At 54.0% G+C, this 19520-nt stretch carries 11 protein-coding genes and 1 pseudogene; 9 read left to right on the top strand and 3 right to left on the bottom strand.

The annotated features are described in order from the left end of the window. Window positions 1-28: 28 nt before the first annotated feature. The 9 genes and pseudogenes from ACR0IY_RS08020 (at window position 29) to ACR0IY_RS07980 (ending at window position 17103) form a co-directional block, all read left to right on the top strand. The gene (locus ACR0IY_RS08020; RefSeq protein ID WP_480672007.1) at window positions 29-724 is read left to right on the top strand and encodes a M12 family metallopeptidase; all 696 of its coding nucleotides are present in this window, start codon (window positions 29-31) and stop codon (window positions 722-724) included. 24 nt (window positions 725-748) lie between these two features. After that, window positions 749-2077: a S1 family peptidase gene (locus tag ACR0IY_RS08015; RefSeq protein WP_480672100.1), complete on the top strand. Its 1329-nt coding sequence runs from the start codon at window positions 749-751 to the stop codon at window positions 2075-2077. Then, the gene (locus ACR0IY_RS08010; protein ID WP_480672005.1) at window positions 2074-4008 is read left to right on the top strand and encodes a caspase family protein; all 1935 of its coding nucleotides are present in this window, start codon (window positions 2074-2076) and stop codon (window positions 4006-4008) included. The genes ACR0IY_RS08015 and ACR0IY_RS08010 overlap by 4 nt, the downstream gene beginning before the upstream one ends. Window positions 4009-4169: 161 nt before the next feature. Continuing rightward, window positions 4170-4967, top strand: coding sequence for a lipase family protein (locus tag ACR0IY_RS08005; RefSeq protein ID WP_480672003.1), 798 nt, complete (start codon window positions 4170-4172; stop codon window positions 4965-4967). Between the two features lie 78 nt (window positions 4968-5045). Further along, a pseudogene (locus ACR0IY_RS08000) lies at window positions 5046-5195 on the top strand (IS5/IS1182 family transposase); the annotation flags it as partial. Between the two features lie 860 nt (window positions 5196-6055). Continuing rightward, entirely contained in the window at window positions 6056-13051 is a 6996-nt protein-coding gene (locus ACR0IY_RS07995; RefSeq protein ID WP_480672001.1) for a GAF domain-containing protein, read from the top strand. Window positions 13052-13054: 3 nt separating this feature from the next. Continuing rightward, on the top strand, window positions 13055-13396 hold the full coding sequence (locus tag ACR0IY_RS07990; protein ID WP_480671999.1) for an Hpt domain-containing protein: 342 nt from the start codon (window positions 13055-13057) through the stop codon (window positions 13394-13396). Beyond that, window positions 13389-14414 (top strand): adenylate/guanylate cyclase domain-containing protein, encoded by a 1026-nt coding sequence (locus tag ACR0IY_RS07985; protein WP_480671997.1) that lies wholly within the window; start codon window positions 13389-13391, stop codon window positions 14412-14414. The genes ACR0IY_RS07990 and ACR0IY_RS07985 overlap by 8 nt, the downstream gene beginning before the upstream one ends. A 658-nt stretch (window positions 14415-15072) precedes the next feature. After that, complete coding sequence (locus tag ACR0IY_RS07980; RefSeq protein WP_480671995.1) at window positions 15073-17103, top strand: oxidoreductase; 2031 nt, start codon at window positions 15073-15075, stop codon at window positions 17101-17103. A gap of 457 nt (window positions 17104-17560) precedes the next feature. On the opposite strand, the gene ACR0IY_RS07975 is transcribed toward ACR0IY_RS07980, so the two are convergent. The 3 genes from ACR0IY_RS07975 to ACR0IY_RS07965 all read right to left on the bottom strand — a co-directional run bounded on the left by ACR0IY_RS07975 (window position 17561) and on the right by ACR0IY_RS07965 (window position 19512). Continuing rightward, window positions 17561-18658, bottom strand: a complete 1098-nt coding sequence (locus tag ACR0IY_RS07975) for a M56 family metallopeptidase (RefSeq protein WP_480671993.1) — start codon at window positions 18656-18658, stop codon at window positions 17561-17563. Beyond that, a complete protein-coding gene (locus ACR0IY_RS07970) occupies window positions 18645-19040 on the bottom strand; it encodes a BlaI/MecI/CopY family transcriptional regulator (protein WP_480671991.1) in 396 nt (131 codons plus the stop codon). Before ACR0IY_RS07970 ends, ACR0IY_RS07975 begins: the two co-directional genes overlap by 14 nt. A 67-nt stretch (window positions 19041-19107) precedes the next feature. Beyond that, a complete protein-coding gene (locus ACR0IY_RS07965) occupies window positions 19108-19512 on the bottom strand; it encodes a DUF2160 domain-containing protein (RefSeq protein ID WP_480671989.1) in 405 nt (134 codons plus the stop codon). Window positions 19513-19520 lie beyond the last annotated feature (8 nt).

The raw sequence follows: 19520 nt of genomic DNA, 5'->3' as shown, positions 1-19520 counted from the left end.
ATGCCGCGAAATTTGAAAGTGAGTATTCATGCGCAGCGCGATTTTGACTTTTCTGCTGATTTCTTGGCCATGTGTAACCTGGGCTCAATTTGAGGATCCTCGTATACAAAATAGTGACATTCCAGGCCTGAACCGTGTTGTAATCTCAGAGGAAAATTACGGTTACGTTGTCGCAGACCTGTGGCGAACCAAAGACATCCCTGTCTGCTGGGAAAACCCGGAAGCAGCCAGCGTCTCGCTCTTGGAATTCGTGCAGCAAGCCATTGACGAAACCTGGGCACGATACTCGGCTCTTACATTCACTAATTGGCAAAAATGCTCGAACGTGAACCAGCCGGGAATTCACATTCGCATAGCAAACGAACACCCTCACGTGAAAACCCTTGGCGCATCTTTGAGCGGTGTTCAAAACGGAATGGTTCTCAACTTTACCTACGATATCGATGGGTTTCGGACCTGTAATTCTTCGCCCGAGTGGTTCGACCTTTGTAACCGCGCAATCGCCGTTCATGAGTTCGGTCACGCAATCGGCTTTGCCCATGAACACAACAGGTCGGATCGCGATGAATCCTGTGCCAAACCCAGTCAAGGTAGTGACGGTGACACCGTGTTGACCCCGTATGACCCGGATTCGGTAATGAATTACTGCAATCCAAAATACGGAAACTATGGAAACCTGAGTTACTATGATGTGGTGTCTGTACGGATGATGTACGGGGGGTAGGTTATGTTCAGATTTATAGCTTTGATGTTCTTTGCCCAATTTGCAATTGTTAGCCCGACCTTTGCCGAGGATCTTTCCAGCCTTCTCACGAAAGTCCGCAATGCCACGGTCTTTCTGACGGTTTACTTTGTGGACGAAAACAACCGACAAAACCGGTGTCTCAGCCCCCCAAACTACGGCACAGGTTTTGTTGTGTCGCCAAAGGGCGGGTTGATCACTGCCCAACACATTTTTAACAACGAGAATTGTCCTGGATTTAACGATATACTTGTAGAGGCAAGGATCGGCTACAAAGATACCGAACAGCCAGGACCGGCTTGGCCGGTTAAAATTTCCAAAGACGACGATATCGTTGCGGCGCGGTTGGGTGAACGACGCGAAGACTACGATTTTCTTGAGGTCTGCTTTGTCGAGCTGCCCGAAATAGGGACTCCTCTGCTAGCGTTGGGTTTCCCGGTCGAAGAAGATTTTACGTATATTAAGACTGATTTTCAGGGACTTGCGAACGACGGTCGGTGGCGTGTTTCCTCGGATGCGACTTTTGGGATGAGCGGTGGCCCCGTGATCGACTACGAGGGCAGGGTGATCGGGATTACAAAAAGCGGAGTCCCAAATACGCCAGCAGTCCGGTTTGTTACCCCATTGCTTTGGGCTGGCGACGAATTGGCGACGGTGGGTGTACGCGATGTCCAGGACTGTGGGAAACCGGCGGTGGCTTCGCTCCGAGAGGATCTCCCTCACGAAGAAAAGCTTCAGATCGTTGCTCTCATAAATGCTTCCGGGCGTAGAACCGAAACTGTGCATAAGACCGTAGAACGCGATTTCAGCAATGATCAATCCTGCACGGAACCCTGGCAAATTGTAACCGATCACGTTTGTTTGCCCAACGGCACACCAATCTCGAACATTCTCGGACCGACGGTGATTTCCGCTGCGCATGACGGTCAAACTTGGTACAATAGGGATCCTAACCGTGCAGATTGCGTCAATCTGGTATATGGTTACTCAGATCGAGGCCTTGATGTTGTCGGAAACTGCAGAGGCAATGGGTGGATCACCGCAAGCTGGACGCTTGAAGGCGTTCGCGATGGTGAGGTCGCGATACTTCCTTACCAGACCAATACGACGTTGGATCCTCCTGCACAGGGGCCTGCGACAGCAACTATTGTGCCGCCGGCTCAATTCACCGCCCAGCTGGCACCGGACACTCCAATCCGGTGGGAGTATGCGGTTACCGTACGAAACGAGGTAGGTGAGTTGCTGGCAGAACTGACCAGCGATCGACCCCGGGTAGGGCGCTTCAGATCTGAGCAGGAATCCAATGGGGCTGTCATTATCAGCATCGGTCAATGACAATGGATAGGCGTAACTTCATCGGCACCGGCGCGGCAGCGCTAAGCAGCGCTATTCTTCCAGCAAGCGTTGCGCGGGCGCAGGGCTTACGGCGAGCCGCATTGGTGGTGGGCGTTGGCCACACGGAAGGTCTTACGACATTGAGGTCCACCATCCCGGGCGCCAAGAGTATGGCGGATTTCCTGAGAAAAGAAGGTTATGAGGTTTACCTTGAGACAGACGAGCCCGCATCCGACGGCGCGCCACGGCCCGTCACTCTTCAGGCGCTCAAGAAGGTCGTCAAGGAACTCGTGGACCGTGACAATCTCCACCAACTTTTGATCTATTTCTCAGGTCACGGCATTCGCTTGGCATTCCGAGGTGAAATGTGGCTCCTTTCAAACGCCCTTGATGACCCAAACGAAGCTGTAAATATGGTCAAGAGCGCTGAAGTTTGCCGCTACTCCCGTATCCCGAATATTGTATTCATCTCAGACGCATGCCGCTCGACCGCTGCGTCGTTTAATTTGGAACATGTGGATGGTGGCATTATCTTCCCTACTCGAAATGGCGACGGCCGCGTGGCGGTGGACAAATTTTTTGCTGCTCTTCCCGGTAACCCGGCGCTGGAACTTACAATGGATGTAAGTACAAAGGATTTTCGAAGCCTGTACACAGAGGCATTCCTCAATGCATTCCATGATCCCCCGGCGGAGATTGTAGCGACGCTCAAAGGTGGGCTACGAGTGGTACCCAATCGCAAGCTCGCGCCATTTCTTTTTGATGAGACCAAGCGGCTGGCTCGATTATATGGGGTTCTGCGGAATGTTGTTCCGGATGCCGAAGTCCCGTCTGCTGACCACATTTATATTGGCACAGAAAAGAAGAGTACGCCGGTTGCCGGCGGCGGAGGGCACTCGACAGGAGGGTCCAACCAAGCCGGTGGCATCGACCCCCCCGATACCAGCATCGGCAAGCCATCGCTAAAGATCCGCTCTGCGACAACTGTCGATGCTTATGCCATGAGATTGCTGGACGAAGACATACCTATACAACCCGAAAAAGTACCGGTTACAGCAAGTTCGCTTCACGATCGGAATCGCGAGATTGATGAGCGCGTTCCCGAACCGGGTTGGTTGCAGCCTGAGGGTTCGTTCAGCGTGGGCGACGCTCCCGCTGGTATCGTTACTTATGGCCTTCCGTTTGCTCGGATCGCTACGAATTCCAACGTGGCCAGCACACCGATCAACGACTTGCGCCATCAACGGATCGCTGCAGCGGCGGGGATTGACTTGCAAGGAGATGCTGCAAGCGCACTTGTTGTCTTCGAGGATGGTCAGTCTGTCGTCGTTCCCGTTTTTCGCCACTACGTAACACACATCTTTAGGGGAGACACCCTGGTCGAGGGCGTAAGCTTTGAGCCTGTACCGGAAATGCAGAACTTGGATCCGGATATGCAGATTCAACTGCGCGAACTTAGGGCTCTGGTGACGCAGGCAACTGCCGATGGTGCGTTCGTCTTCGACGGTACACAGGAAGAACGCACTGGAAATGCATCCAACTTCGCCGAACGAATCCGCTCATACAAAGGCTACGATCCAACACTCGGCATTCTTGCCGCCTACGCATATTCGCATGCGTATTTACCCGACGAAGTAAACTCGGTGCGAATGATCATGCGCGATGATCTGGGCGTGCCGATTTTCGATACGGAACTTTTGGCGCGGCAATCGCGCGGCGACTATACCGCAGCGCCTTTAGAGGAGACAGGTGCGGTGCCTTTCTGCCCAATGGTTCGATCAGGTTGGGAACTGTTGGAAGTGAAGGGAATAGCACTTCCCGCGTCAGTCATTCGCGCACGTGAAAGCTTGACGGATGCCCTTTGGACCAGCTTCGGGCCAAGCGGTACTGAATTACTGGAAACGGCTCTTGCAGAAGGAGAAATATGGTGAACGCTTATCTGGATCGTCGACAACTACTGGGTTCAATTGCGGCAGGCGTACTCACCAGCCTGGCACCAATTGCAGCCAGATCTGAGGTTCCCCGGCGAATGGTTTTGGTGCATGGAAGAGCGCAGGGCGAACGCGACCCTGCAGAAGTATCGGCAGAGTGGTTGGCGGCGCTGGAAGAAGGCTCAGCGCGAACAGGAATACCGCTTCCCAGCGAAGTCGAGGTTTCCTTTCCTTTCTATGGCGCCCGGCTAGACGAACTGGTGGAACAAACCCGCGTTGAGCCAGCTGGGTTGATCACAGAAAAAGGGTCGTCCACACAGGACGAGTATCTAGAGTTCCAAGCCGAGCTCACGCAAGAAATCGGACAAGAACTCGGGGTAACAGAGGCCGACGTTGATGCCCAGTATGGCGACAACCCGCGCGAAAAAGGACCACTCAATTGGGCATGGGTTCACGCAATCGCAAAAGCCGTAGACGCAAAATCTGATGCGATCACGGCCAGCGCTCTGGAGCGTTTCACTCGCGACGCCTTTCTATACCTTGAACGCGATGCGATCCGCGACGAAATCGATGCCATAGTTGCCGCTGAAATGTCGGATGTTCCTACTGTTGTCGTTGGTCACTCGTTGGGTTCGGTCGTAGCCTACAATGTACTGCGCAAGAGTGCGCCAACTCCGAAAATGCCGCTCTTCGTTACGGTTGGCAGCCCGCTTGGCATCAAGGCCGTTCGGACACGGCTGGCGCCAATTGAGTTTCCGCGCAACGTTGGCGTCTGGAGCAATTTTTTCGACGATCGCGACATCGTTGCCCTCCATCCACTCGATGCCTCGAATTTCCAGGTGACGCCCGGCGTGAACAATTTTGGCAATATTAACAATCGTACAAAAAACAGACACGGCATAAGTGGGTATCTGAATGTGGCAGAAGTCGCACAACCAATCTTGCAAACCCTAAACTGACGGCGCCGTCACTCTAGGGTCAGGACCCTTTGATTTCCGGGGGGGCGTGATTCACGGTTCTCAAAATGAGCGATGAATATGTCTGATCTATTTTGGCTGACCGACGTCCAGAGGGCGTGTCTTGAGCCTTTCTTCCCCTAGTCGCCCGACAAGCCGCGCGTTGATGGTCGATGTGTGTTGAATGACATTATCTTCTTCAATTGCAATGGCTTACGAAAGCGTGACGCACTTGTTTTCCAAAATGGAGTCTCCGATCTGAGGCTGTCTGTGCCTACTGCATCGGACGGGTCAAGTCTCTTGTTTGCAGTTCGCTCTGGAACGCGTCTAAGTCTGATTGCAGCTGTTTGACCGTACGCACACTCACGAAAATCTTCCACTGGTTCACCCGCACTTGCAAGGGCAACGGACGCACGCGCACGCGCACGCGTTCGTCGTTGACGACGAACACCCGCGTTGGTCGCCAACTCTTTGATTTGAAGCCGAGGCTTCAAAACCCGACCCGAAGAGAAGTTTATGATGCCATTGGCCCTTGTCGCAATTTTCCGAACTTTGGAGTCGATGAAGAGACAAGACGATACATAAACTCTAAAGGATTGGTTTTAGTCTGAATGGCTGCTTTTGGTTCGGCTCCTAAAGTGTTTGCCATTGCGGCGAACGTCCACTTTCCCGCCGGTGCTGTTTTTCGCTACCAACGCAAAGCGTACAATGCAGCCGTTGGTTCTGGGAGCGGCAACGGCGGCAATGTTCGCAACTCGGGCGTCGCTGCAACTTGCTTGTAGTCTACTTTGCGGCCTTTGCAGACATCCGCAGTATTGCTCCAAAGGAGCGCAGTTCAGCCCAGAGAAGACATACAACAGCAATGTTTGAGTATTCTGGGAAGTTTAACACAGCTCCTATTTAGGACACCTTTTTGGCAAATAGGGCGGGTTTTTTTGTGACTCTGCGGATCTTCCCAAGGTCACACCATACCGGCATCGCCCGAACCGCATGGAACACAACCCACAAAGAAACTCTGTGACTTCTATCGTATGCCCTCTAAACTCCGGTCTTGTGTGTTTCATTAGTTTGCGTGGGGGGCACGAACGCAGGTGGGTGGAAAAAAGGCATCAAGAGAGACGGCTGATTCAGCGTCGTCATCCTCGCAAAGCAGGGGGCTCAGCGCGGATGATCAGCAGGCTCGGTTTGAAGCTACCGCGCGGGTTATGCAGGCGATCTCCGAGACCAAGGATGACATCCAGCCAGTATGCGACCTGATTGTAACGCTGGCAAAAGATCTCTGTGATGCCTTTTTTGCCGGTCTGGTACTCGGGCAAGAAGGGGATGCTCGTCAGCAACTGGTTGCCAGCGTTAATCTACACCCGGATATTCAACAACTCTGGCTCGACGGCAAATACACGATGGAGCCAGGCAACTCCATTGTGACTGACACTATTCTAAGTGGCGAGACAAAACGCGTTGTCGATATGGGGGACACCGATTTTCACAAATCGGGGGATGAGCGCTTTAAACTCATTGTCGACACACATGGGTGCAGGAGTAATCTTTTTGTTCCATTGAAAGTGGGTGGTAGCGCAATCGGATGCCTGATGTTGGCACGGGATGAGGTACGACCTTATTCCGACGATCAGGTGCAGCTGGTTGAAACTTTCGCCGCTCAGGCGGTCATTGCAATTGAAAATGTTCGACAGTTTAGCGAGTTGCAGGTGCGTCTGGCTCGTGAAAGTGCCACGCGTGATGTTCTGGAGACGATCAGTCGGTCTCGGGAAGATGAAGCGCCGGTATTTCAGACGATCTTGGAGAACACCGCACGGCTTTGCGAAACAGATGTAGCCACGTTGAGCCTGCTAAATGAGGCAGGAACTCATTTGGAATATGCGGCACATTTTGGCGATCAATTGGCTGCATACAAGGTCGGCGTGGATCGCTGGTCTCTGGACTCAAATTTACAAATTGCCGAGTCCGTGCGGGAAGCGCGCGTCATTCACAATGTCGATTTGCGCCAGACGGACCACTACATCAACGGGGATCCTTGGCGCCGGCAACTGGTTGATGAGGAAGGTGTCCGTTCGTTTCTTACGGTTCCTTTGATGTCGACAAATGGTGACCCCGTAGGCGTCATTGGGATTTACCGGCGTGAAGTGCGGCCATTTACTGAAGATGAGATCTCTTTGGTCGAGGGCTTTGCGGCCCAGGCTGTGATTGCAATCGACAACACACGTCAAATGAAAGAGCTGCACACTCAGCTGGAACGCCAAGTGGCGACGCAAGAGGTCCTAAGTGTTATCAGCAAAAGCCGGGACAATGACGCACGAGTCTTTGAAGCCGTACTTCAGCAAGCCACGGAAATCTGTGACGCGGATCAGGCGGCGCTGGTTTTGGTAAATGCTGCGGGAACCCATATTCAATTGGCCGGTGCATGGGGGCACGATAAAACCGATGTCGAATTGGGAGAAGAGTGGCCTCTTGATGGTTCGGTCACGGCGGCGGCGGCGATACGAAATTGCAAGGTTGTACGCGTCGAGGACATCGCCGACACTGAGTTCTACCGCTCGGGTGATCCTACTGCCGTTACAATGGTCGAGGTCGAAGGGATCAGGTCACGGGTTGTTGTGCCCTTGATGCAGGAGGAAAAGGCGATAGGTGCTATTGCGGTTAGCCGCCGCGAAGTCCGCCCGTTTTCTGATCCCGACGTGCAATTCATCGAAGAGTTCGCCAAACACGCAGTCATAGCGATAGAAAACACGCGCCAATTTCGAGAGGTTCAGGAACGACTTGAGCGCGAAAAAGCATCGCGAGAAATCCTCGAAGTCATAAGCCGTAGCCGCGACGACGAAAGACCTGTATTCCAGAATATTCTCGAAAACTCCAGCCGTCTATGCAAAGCGCCACTCGCCTTCTTGTGTATCGCTGATCACGAACGCGGGCTCGCAACGATCCCGGCAAATATTGGCGCAAGAATCGATTTTGACGAAGCGCTCAAAAACTTTGTAGAGCCTCTTACCCGCACTGAATTAATTGCGATCAAACCAATGATCGATGGCGAGGTCATTCGCCAGGACGATATCGCGGACGATCCCCTTTACTTCAGGGATCGCGACCCAAAACGGGTTCAGATGGTTGAGATTGAAGGAGCCCGCTCGGTTCTGGCAGTTCCGTTGATGAAGGATGACCTGGGTCTCGGTGTAATTGTACTCTACCGCCGTGAAGTTGCGCCATTTTCAGACGACGACGTGGCACTGGTCCAAACCTTCGCGGCTCAAGCCGTTATCGCAATGGAAAACGTCCGACAGTTTCGCGAAGTTCAGGATCGCACAGCGGAAGTTACGCAGGCTTTGGAATATCAGACCTCTACATCCGAAGTGCTGCGGGTGATTTCGGCGTCACCAAATGAGTTGGCGCCCGTTCTCGATGCCATTCTCAAAGAAGCGTCGCGTATCTGCGAATTGCAGGATGCCTATGTTGCGATGCTGAATCCCGAAGATCAGCTTTTTCATGTTCTTGCGATACTTACGCAGGACACGACCTTTGCGGAATATGTCAAAGCTAATCCTATTTCGCCTGATGAAAGCGGTGTAAGCGGGCGTGCCATTCTGTCGAAACGCACCATTTATATCGAAGATGTTGAAAGCGAGGCGTCTTATACTTGGATGGAAGAGAGCGGCGTCGGGGAATATAGGTCCGTGCTCGGGGTTCCGTTGGTCAAGAATGGCGAGGTTGTGGGTGTAATTTCGGTCGGGTCAACCGAGGTTTCGGGATTTTCCACCAAACAAATTCAGTTGTTAGAAACCTTCGCGGACCAAGCGATTATCGCCATTACAAATGCCAACCTGTTCCGGGAGGTAGAGGAACGCACTGCCGAAGTTGTGCAATCACTAGAATACCAGACCGCCACGTCAGAAGTTTTGGATGTCATCTCACGCTCGCCCAACGATCTGCCACGGGTGCTGGATGCAATCCTGGAAGTTTCATCGCGTATCTGCGACCCAGAATATGCATTCTTCGCAATGCGGGATGCTGACGATGGGTTGTACCGTGTGGCCATGTCCCACAACGTGAGTGATGCGTTTCTTAACTATTTATCAGACAACCCAATTGCCCCAGAGGAAGGCTCTTGCATTGGCCGCACGGCCCTTCATGGCAGGACTGTTTACATAAAAGACACGCGTAAGGATCCGACCTACACATGGAAAGTGGCGGCGGAGATCGGTGATTACCTCACCACCCTCGGCGTCCCCTTAGTCAGCGAAGGCGTGACCGTTGGTGTTATCGTCATGGCGCACCGGAAGCCCGGGGCGTTTAGCGAAAAACAGGTCAACCTGTTAGAGACATTCGCATCCCAGGCTGTGATCGCCATCAACAACACCCGTTTGTTCAAAGAAGTGCAGGCGCGCACCGCAGAAGTTGAAGAAGCGCTCGACTATCAAACAGCCACGTCTGAAGTGCTGGGAGTGATCTCCCGCTCGCCAAATGAGCTCGAACCAGTTCTCAAAGCTATTTTGCAGGTGGCGGTTCGCATCTGCAAACCCGAAGCGTCTTACGTCGCACTTCTGAATGAAGACACTGGAATTTATGACATTGCTGCGACCCACAATTCCGCCGCAGCTCACTACGACATCATAACCCGTCAGGTGCATGTTCCAGACAAGGGAACAACCACAGGACGTGCCGCGCTAACAGGCAAAACGGTGTACATTGAAGATTTTGAGCACGACCCAGATTATGCTTGGAAAGAAGAAGCACTGGGTGCCGGGTTTCGTTCAGCTTTGGGGGTTCCGCTCGTAAAGGATGGGGTCACGCTCGGCGTGATTTCACTTGCTCATTCAAAAGTTGGGGCGTTCTCAAACAAGCAGATAGCCTTGGTCGAAACGTTTGCCTCGCAAGCGGTAATTGCACTTGGAAATGCGCACCTTTTCGACGAGGTGACAGCGAGAACCGCGGAAATTGAGGAATCGTTAGAGTACCAAAAAGCCACAAGCGAAGTACTCGAAGTTATTTCCCGATCTCCTGATGCGTTGGAGCCTGTATTGGAAGCATTGCTGGCCGTTTCGTCCCGCATTTGTCGCCTACAGGATGCCTTTGTGGCGCTTAAGACACCCGAAGATGGAAAGTACCATTATTTTGCCGGACACAATGTGTCGGCCAAATTCGCGGATTTTTTAAAGGCGCATCCTTTTGAACCCGGAGAAACATCGGCCACAGCGCGTGCGCTTCTGCATGGAAGGGCCGACTACGTTGAGGACACTCAAGCTGACACCAACTATGATCCGCTGCTCAAGTCCAATCTCGAAGGCTACCGATCCGTTCTTTCCGTGCCACTAATCCGTGACGGTGACACAATTGGTGTTATCAGCATGGGGAGCCGAACGGCGGCCGCTTTTGACGAAAAACAAATCAAGCAAATGGAGACCTTCGCGTCCCAGGCGATAATCGCAATTCAGAACTCGCAACTCTTCAACGAAACGCAGACCGCCCTCGCGCGCCAAACCGCAAGCGCGGATGTGTTAAGAGTAATCTCTGAATCTCCAACCGATACCAAACCGGTTTTCGAGAAGATTGTCGCGCTGGCGACGACCCTCATAGATTGCGACCTGTCGATTGCTATTCAGGCGAACAAGACTGAACTTTGGCAAATCGCCGCCGCGACACCCGATGGCGTCGAAGAAATCACATGGACCGAGCGCCTGCCGATTGATCCCGAAGACAATTTACCGTCCAAGGCAATCAAGAACGGCAAGACCTTGCATTTGCCTGAATGGCGATACGATGAGCTACCTCCGCGCGATCAAGAGATCATCCGCAGGAAAGGGTTCAAGTCTTCTCTGACAGTGCCTCTGATGCGCGGGACGGAATGTTTCGGTGCCTTGGTATTCATCCGAAAAACGGCCAAAGTTTTCAGCGAAGATGAAGTCGCCATTGCCGAGTCTTTCGCCGATCAGGCCATCATCGCGCTGGAAAATGTTCGCCTGTTTAATGAAACTCAGGCTTCCCTGGCACGTCAGACTGCGAGTGCGGACATTCTACGGGTGATCAGCCAATCTCCTGACGACATCAAGCCAGTCTTTGAGGCAATCGCAGAAGCAGGTGTGCGGTTGGTCTCCTCTGATATGGTTGCAGCTATGACCGCGCAAGATAACACGTTCGAGGTGCTTGCGCGGGTTAGTGCAGAAGGTGTTGCTACCCTTGAAGGCAACCAAAGTTTTCCTATCGACCCGGATCCGATGTCCAGCTTTCCCGCGCAGGTTCTGCATGAGAAGAAGATGCTCCATCTACCGGATTGGGATACACTCGAACTCTCACCGTTCGAACAGATTACGTATGACCGGCATGGTGTGCGCGCAGCTCTGTTGCTGCCACTTATGAAAGGCAAGGCGTGTCTGGGTGTGTTGGTGTTCGCTCGGAAAACAGCCGGCGCTTTCACCAAAGATGAGATAGACCTCGCCTACTCATTTGCAGATCAGGCGGTGATTGCCATCGAAAACGTGCGTCTGTTCCGTGAGGCCGAAGAGGCGCGAAAGGTTGCTGAAGAAGCAAACGAAGCAAAAAGCGCCTTCCTGGCGACGATGTCCCACGAAATTCGAACGCCAATGAACGCCGTAATCGGAATGAGCGGGCTGTTGATGGACACAGAGTTGGACGCAGAACAAAGTGACTATGCCAATACCATCCGTGATAGCGGCGATGCGCTGTTGGGCATCATCAACGAGATCCTCGACTTCTCGAAAATTGAAGCCGGGCAGATGGATATCGAAAACCACCCGTTCGACCTGCGCGAATGCATAGAAAGCGCGCTCGATTTAGTCAGCGGTAAAGCTGCCGAGAAACAGCTCGATTTGGCTTATGAGTTCGATGACACACTGCCCCTGGCGATTAGCGCAGATCTGACCAGATTGCGGCAAATTCTGCTGAATCTCCTTTCTAACGCAGTGAAGTTTACCGAAAGCGGCGAAGTGGTCCTGTCTGTTGAACAATCCGCCGAGGTGCAGGGATCGCTCGAACTGACGTTCAAAGTCCGAGATACTGGAATCGGCCTGTCCCAAAAGGGCATGAGCCGATTATTTCAATCTTTCAGTCAGGCAGATAGTTCCACGACCAGAAAATATGGCGGCACTGGTCTGGGTCTTGCGATCTCGAAACGCCTCGCCGAACTTATGGGTGGGACCATGTGGGCTGAAAGCGATGGCGAGGGGAGCGGTTCCACCTTTGTTTTCAAAATCCAGGCAAGACCTGCAAAGCCAGTTAAGTCTTCTTCCCGTAATCTTGTCGGCGTTCAGCCTGAACTCGAAGGCAAGCGAATTTTGATGGTGGACGACAATGCCACCAATCGTAAAATCCTTGCTCTTCAAACTGAGAAATGGGGCACGCAGACCACGACGCGTGAATTTCCGTCAGAGGCGCTGAGCATACTTGAACAAGGCGTGGAGTTCGATTTGGCCATTCTCGACATGCATATGCCCGAAATGGATGGAGCAGAGCTCGCCAAAAAGGTTCGCGCCAAGAAGCCGGGTTTGCCACTAATCCTTTTCAGTTCACTTGGCCCGCGTGAAGTAGATCCGGAGCAAGCGCTCTTTGCTGCCAACCTTGCCAAACCTTTGCGCCAATCCCACCTGTTCGATACCTTGGTTACATTGTTCGCGACTGAAAAGGTGCGAGTAAAGCCGTCCAAACCAGAGGACAAACCCCAAACAGATCCGGATATGGCATCGCGACATCCACTGCGAGTTTTGTTGGCTGAGGATAATGTGGTGAACCAAAAACTTGCACTCCGACTGCTTGAGCAGATGGGTTATCGCGCGGATTTGGCCAGCAATGGTGCTGAGGCGGTCGAAAGCGTAAACCGGCAAACATACGATGTCGTTTTTATGGATGTGCAAATGCCCGAGATGGATGGGCTTGAAGCATCTCGCATTATCAACAAAGCGCATCCGGATAGAACTCGTCCTCGCATAATCGCGATGACCGCGAACGCAATGCAGGGGGACCGTGAGATGTGCCTGGATGCAGGGATGGATGACTATATCACCAAACCGATCCGCGTACCTGTCCTAATCGAAGCCCTGTTAAATTCCCCAAGAATAAGAAGGTGATCCATGACAGACAGCCCAATTGATCATGAAATCTTCATGGAACTAAAAGACGCCACAGGCGAAGACTTTGCAGCTGAGCTCGTAAACACCTTTCTCGACGAAGCGCCCAGTATGATTGACGAATTGAAAGCGGCCGCAGGCGAGGCCGATGCCGACCGATACCGCCGTGCTGCACATTCTATCAAGTCGAATGCCAACACATTTGGTGCGACGGCTCTTGCCAAACTGGCCAGGAAAGTTGAGCTGGGAGAATTGCCCGAGGCCGGAGACCTAACAGATGCGACAGCGCTGGAAACAGCCCTCAATACTGCCGCCGTCGCGTTGCGGAGCCTGATTGATGTCTGACGCCCCCGGCCATTTGCTCATCGTCGACGACAACAAGGTGAACCGATTGCTTTTGTCGCGCAGCGTAGAGCTCTTGGGTCACCAAGCATCGGTCGCGGAAAACGGCCGCGTTGCGATGGAGATGTTGTCTAATCAGCCGTTTGACTTGCTCTTACTGGATATCGAAATGCCGGAAATGGACGGCTTTCAGGTTCTGGAGGCCGTCAAATCCGACACCGACCTGCGCGATCTGCCAGTGATCGTGACGTCATCCGTTGAGGGTCTGGACAATGTCGTGCGCTGCATTGAATTGGGCGCTGAAGACTACCTGCCAAAACCAGTCAATAAGACACTACTTAGTGCGCGCGTCTCCAGCGGTCTTGAAAAGAAAAAGCTCAGGGACGAGCAGAAGCGTCTGCTGGAGCGCTTTGCGACAACGGAGGTTGCTCAAGACCTGCAAGAGTCTGGCTTTGCCATTGGTGGCAAGCGTGCCAACGCTTCGGTCCTCTTTTGTGATATTCGCGGCTTCACGACCTTATCGGAGAATCTCGCTCCCGAGGAAACAATCGATCTGCTCAACACCTTCTACACGCTGATGTTCGAGGCTGTTACCAGCAATGGCGGAATTGTCAGCCTGATGCTGGGAGACGGTTTGATGGCTCTGTTCGGAGTTCCGCAGCCGCTGCCTAACTCCGCGCAAAGTGCAGTGGCGGCAGGGCATGAAATGCACAACATGATTGAGATATTAAATCTCGAAAGGCGCTCAGAAGGGAAAAGTGACCTAAAAATCGGCATCGGAATAGCGACTGGCGAAGTCGTCGCCGGCTATGCCGGTACGGACAATCGAGCGACGTATACTTGCATAGGATCGACCGTAAACCTTGCTGCTCGGCTCGAGGCAGAAACGCAGAAAACCGGAAGCCGTATATTGATTGATCAAGAAACCTTCGATCTGTTGGAAGGGGCAAATGTGTTGGAGACATTTGGTAGAACAATGATCAAGGGTTTCTCCGATCCGTTCGACATCCATGCGCTATGACTATCCATGCAACCTGCCAAGCGCAACTACATCGGGTGTAGTTGTGCTTGTGGCTTTGCTTTTAGCCCGATGAATTTCATATGTGGCTCAGTGATTGGAGACTAGATATTGTGAGATTTTGCAAAGTCTGCTTTTTGCGCATCGCTGACATTGGCTCATCGCGCAGCATCTATCAAAGTGAGCTCGGAGGCGTCTTTCGCGGCCTTTCACATTAGTGACTGGAGGCAGCCCGAAGCGGACATGACGTTCCAGTACCTCGGGCATAAAGTTTTTAGTTCGCTGCACTTGCATAGCCACATGCTCTGGCAGATAGAAGAAGACATTCACAGTGCTACATGCGCTGCCACTCTTGCTGCATACTGCGTCTACGACAGCAATGCGCAGAAATCAGAATTTGCAAAGTTTCGGGATCGGCCCTGAGCTGACCTTGGTGGATCGTGCAGCGCGTGTCAGGAGCCGTCACTTCCTAACCGAATTTCTGCATGCAAGGCTCTTGGTCAGGTCGTCATTTTGTGTATCCGTGTCGGAAGCAGTGAACTCTCACCCATGCTTCCTCGATAGCTTACTTCAGTATGAACTTCATCAGGCATTGAAGCTGACCAACGGACCCGACCCAGGACGGCTTTCAAACAGATATCGTGACCGAAGGGAATTGATCGTGGCAAAATTACTTGATCCGCTTCAACTCAAGCACCTGACGTTGCGCAACCGTATCGTCATCAGCACCTCTCACGCACCTAACTATGTCGAAGACGGCCACCCACGAGACCGTTACAGGCTGTATCATGAAGAGAAGGCCAAGGGGGGTGTTGCCCTGACTATGATCGGCGGGTCGACCAATATCGCCCCCGACAGCCCCTCGGTGTTCGGCCAGCTTTATGCGGGCGATGACAGCATCATTCCGTGGTTTCGGAAACTCACCGATGGCGTGCATGCCCATGGCGCCGCGGTCATGTGCCAGATCACCCATATGGGGCGGCGCACGGCTTGGGACGATGGGCATTGGCTGCCGGTTCTGGCACCATCCGGCGTGCGTGAACGTGCTCACAGGGCCTTCCCCAAGGTGATGGAGCTGGAAGACATCGACCGGGTAATCGGTGATTTTGCCGCCGCCGCGCGGCGCTGTCTGCAGGGCGGGTTCGATGGGATCGAGCTTTTGTCCCACTCGCACCTGCTGGGCCAGTTCCTGTCGCCGCTGACCAACCAGCGCGACGATGATTATGGTAGGACGTTGGAGAACCGCATGCGTCTGACCCTGCAAGTGCTGGACGCTGTGCGCGCCGAGGTCGGCCCCGAGTTCATCCTGTCCATGCGCATCTCCGGCGACGAGTTGACCGAAGGCGGGCTGAGCACCGAGGACTGCGTTGCCGCCGCCCGGATGCTGGAAAACAGCGGCCAGTTCGACCTGCTCAACATTCTGGCCGGGGCGCCCTACGATGATCTTGGTCTTGCCGAATGGGTGCGCCCGATGGGTCTGCCCGCCGCCCCTCATATCATCGTGGCCGGGCGCATTCGTGAGGCCGTCAACCTGCCGATCCTGCATGCAGGTGGCATCGCCGACATTGCAACGGCCCGCCACGCGGTTACCGGTGGTCATGTCGATCTGGTGGGCATGACCCGCGCCCAGATGGCCGATCCATATCTGGTGACCAAACTTGCGCGCGGGGAAGAGAAGCGTATCCGCCCTTGTGTCGGCTTGGGATATTGCGTGGACCGGGTCAATCAGGGCAAGCCCGCCGTCTGCGGTCATAACGCCGCCACCGGGCGGGAACAGACCGTGCCACATGCCATCGCACCCAGCGACACCCGCAAGAAGGTTGTTGTTGTCGGTGGCGGACCCGGCGGGCTTGAGGCCGCGCGGGTCAGCGCCCTGCGCGGTCACGATGTTGTTCTGTTTGAGGCGTCAGATCGGTTGGGGGGACAGCTTGTTCTGGCCGCCAAGGGTATGACGCGACGTCAGGTCTGGGGCGTTGCTGACTGGTTGATTTCCGAAGTGACCGCTCTTGGGGTCGACATCCGCCTCAACGCCTATGCAGAAGCCGATGACGTGCGGTCTGAAGCCCCGGATCTGGTCATCATTGCCACCGGCGGCTGGCCCGAGCCCTTGGCCATTCCCGGCGGTGATCTGGCGATCTGCAGTTGGGAGGTATTGTCCGGGGAGGCGCGTGTCTCGGGCGACGTGTTGGTGTTCGACGAGGTCGGAGACCACCCCGCTGCGGTCACGGTCGACATGCTGGCGGGCGCTAGTCACAGCGTCGAACTTGTGACCCCCGACCGGGCGCTTCTGCACGATCTTGGTCCAACAACATCCGCCGTCGCCTTGCGCGATCTGGCCGCAAAAGGGGTCACCTTCACTGGCCTTCAGGAACTCCACACTCTGATACGCGAGGGAAACAAGGTTAGCGCCTGCCTGCGCCATGTATTGACGGGTGACACCGCTGAACGTCTTGTCGACCACGTGGTCGTCGAGCATGGCTTGATCCCGATGGACGATCTTTATCACGACCTCAAACCAGGTTCGAAAAACCTTGGACAGCTCGACCACAAGGCGATGATCAACGGGACGTTTCCATTCATCGATGCCCAGCAGAGCGCTCAATTCCACCTCGCCCGCATCGGCGACGCAGTCGCAAGCCGCAATATGCACGCCGCAATTCTCGATGCCTTGCGTATTTGCAATAAGTTCTGAACAAAGCCATTCGCACCCATCGCTGAATGTTGTGGAACGGACGTTCGTGCGAAGCGCAGCAAATTACACTTTCCGCCCGACGTGTGGGCTGGCGATGTCTGCTTTGGGTTGCCCGCCGTCACCCGTAGAGAACAGAATGTTGGGAAATTTGCCCAGCAGCTAAAAAATTTGGCGCTGCGTTGCCGCAAGGCCGCGTGGGTCCCAAAGCGGACTTCATCAACAGGTGGCTATACTGCATTGCAGCGGGATGGAATGACCATTGGCTGCGATCGAATCCTTCTCGCTCAATCGAAGTCGACCAAAGCGGACACCTGCATGAAAGCCACGAACAGCGATGCTTTGAACCAAAGCTCATTGAAAATCAGCAACAGCCAGCAGCGCCGAATCCGTGACGAACTTGCCAGCAGTAACAGCGGTTCCAAGTCTCCAACGCGCCCGGGTCGTAACTTACAGCCTATCAATTCCCTTGATTCCGAGCTTCCAGTCGTTCCAGATTTACAACTGTCGAAAGCATAAGACGATCATGGCTCCAATCTTGAGTTTGACGCAATGAGGCCGAGCCGATGGCAAGCACAACAACCAAGGAAAGTGTTAACCCAAGGAAAATAGATGACAATTGGGCTGTCGTCACAGGTGCATCTGTCAAGGCAATCACACGCTGACGCAGAACGTGCTTTGCTTTCGGCTCGTTAACCAGAGCCACATGAAGAATGCGAGGGCCTTTCAGCTTAACCGATCGTGTGCAGTAGTCCAGCAAACAGGCAGTATAGTCGGTTGCATCAATCCCTTTGCGCGAGACGACAGACTGATCACAGGCCAATTCGCGAAGCCGGTCAAACTGATGCTTCATGGCCAGATAGGCGGGGTTCCAGAACAGCAGCGGGCGCAGAAGCTCGAAGCCCAGTTCCCATTCCACGTCCAGCGCGCGGATGTGCTGGAATTCATGTGCCAGAGCAAAGCGCAAATCGCGTGGCGAGTTCAGCAAATGGCTGGGCAAAACGACGTGACGGCGCCGAAGGCCGCGCACTGCAAATGGCACGGTTACGCGGTCCGAAAGATGAATGTCTACCTTGGCAGACTGTCGCCAAAGAAAACTGGACCGTACAGCCTTGCGAATTGCAAGTGCGTTGTGGGCAACCCGAAGTGCCAGAACAGCCGACAGAAGAGCCAGTGCAATCAACGCGCAAGTCACGAAGACAGAGTCACCTGACAGGACATGATCGACCCACCGTTCACGCGTATTAAGAAGGGTTTCGAATTGCGCAGCCGGCATGGCGATATCGCCGCGCAGATAGGCTGCTACGGCGATATCGCCCAGCGCTACAACGCGTCCTGGCCACACCTGACTGACAAAACCTGAAACACCCATCGCCAGAACCGGGCTGAGCATCACGCAGATGCAGAGTATCTTGAGCGAGCGAAGCTGAGCAACAAAGCCGTACCTCATGGGCGTAAGCGCCACGGCCCCGCGCATTGCCAGCCAGACCAGCGCTGACAATCCAAGCACAACGTTAAATTCAAGAAACGCATCGAGAACCGGTTTAACCGCTGTCATTTTGCAGTCTCCTCTCTACCAGTGCTCGAATTTCCTCCAAATCATCTTCTGTCAGTCCCTCATCGTCGACCAACCTTGCAACCAGCGTTGCGGGTGTGTCGTCAAACAGGGTCCGGGAAAGATTCTGCAACGACCGCGACTGGTACCTGTCCTTTTCCAGCAGGGGTCTGTAGATCAGCGACTTGCCGTTCTTTTCGCTTTCGACGAACCCTTTGTCATCAAGGATACGCAGAATGGTCGCGCCGGATGTGTAGGCCAGATTGCGATCAGATGGCAGGCGAGCTAGGACATCACGGACCGAGCCCTGACCCAGCGCCCAGAGCTCGTTCATGAACTCAAGTTCCACTTCGGTCAGCAGGTTTGTTGTCTTTTTCTTTCGCATCGGTCTTTCGTGTCGCATTTTTTTAGTACGCCTGACAGACAAGCATCCTTTCGCTGTTTCGCAAAGCTTAAACTTTCCAGAAGACGAAGATGCCCCAGCCGATGGACAGGAAAAGCGGTGTCCAGACCGGTTGGCCCACCAATCCCAGCCAGGCAAGGAAGATGTAGGCCGAGCCCAAGAGGGTGATGAACAGCCGGTCCCCCAGCGTGGTCGTCAGGCCCAGAACACCACGCCGTTCGATCCCGTCACGATACTTGAACCCTTCGAGCACACCGATCAGGGCAATAGCCGAAAAGATGCCTACGAACACAGCCAGCGTTGCCGGGGTCCAGGCCATCCAGAAATCGGGCCACAGAGGGTCAGTCCAGGAGAAGCCTTTTTCCTCTTGCTGGCCGACATTACCCCACCCGGCTTGCGCCTGGGCAAAGGCTGACGAGGGCAGGAAAGGGAGGGTGAGAAGTAGTTTGCGCATTTCGAACC

The organism is Ruegeria sp. BC1, assembly GCF_056539305.1.
Note: the sequence above shows the minus strand (reverse complement) of the source record. Positions and strands in the feature narration are given on the sequence as shown.

Coding starts and splice junctions, on each gene's coding strand:
- ACR0IY_RS08020 (WP_480672007.1), top strand. CDS start 29: ATGCGCAGCGCGATTTTGACTTTTCTGCTGATTTCTTGGCCATGTGTA.
- ACR0IY_RS08015 (WP_480672100.1), top strand. CDS start 749: ATGTTCTTTGCCCAATTTGCAATTGTTAGCCCGACCTTTGCCGAGGAT.
- ACR0IY_RS08010 (WP_480672005.1), top strand. CDS start 2,074: ATGACAATGGATAGGCGTAACTTCATCGGCACCGGCGCGGCAGCGCTA.
- ACR0IY_RS07990 (WP_480671999.1), top strand. CDS start 13,055: ATGACAGACAGCCCAATTGATCATGAAATCTTCATGGAACTAAAAGAC.
- ACR0IY_RS07985 (WP_480671997.1), top strand. CDS start 13,389: ATGTCTGACGCCCCCGGCCATTTGCTCATCGTCGACGACAACAAGGTG.
- ACR0IY_RS07975 (WP_480671993.1), bottom strand. CDS start 18,658: ATGACAGCGGTTAAACCGGTTCTCGATGCGTTTCTTGAATTTAACGTT.
- ACR0IY_RS07970 (WP_480671991.1), bottom strand. CDS start 19,040: ATGCGAAAGAAAAAGACAACAAACCTGCTGACCGAAGTGGAACTTGAG.
- ACR0IY_RS07965 (WP_480671989.1), bottom strand. CDS start 19,512: ATGCGCAAACTACTTCTCACCCTCCCTTTCCTGCCCTCGTCAGCCTTT.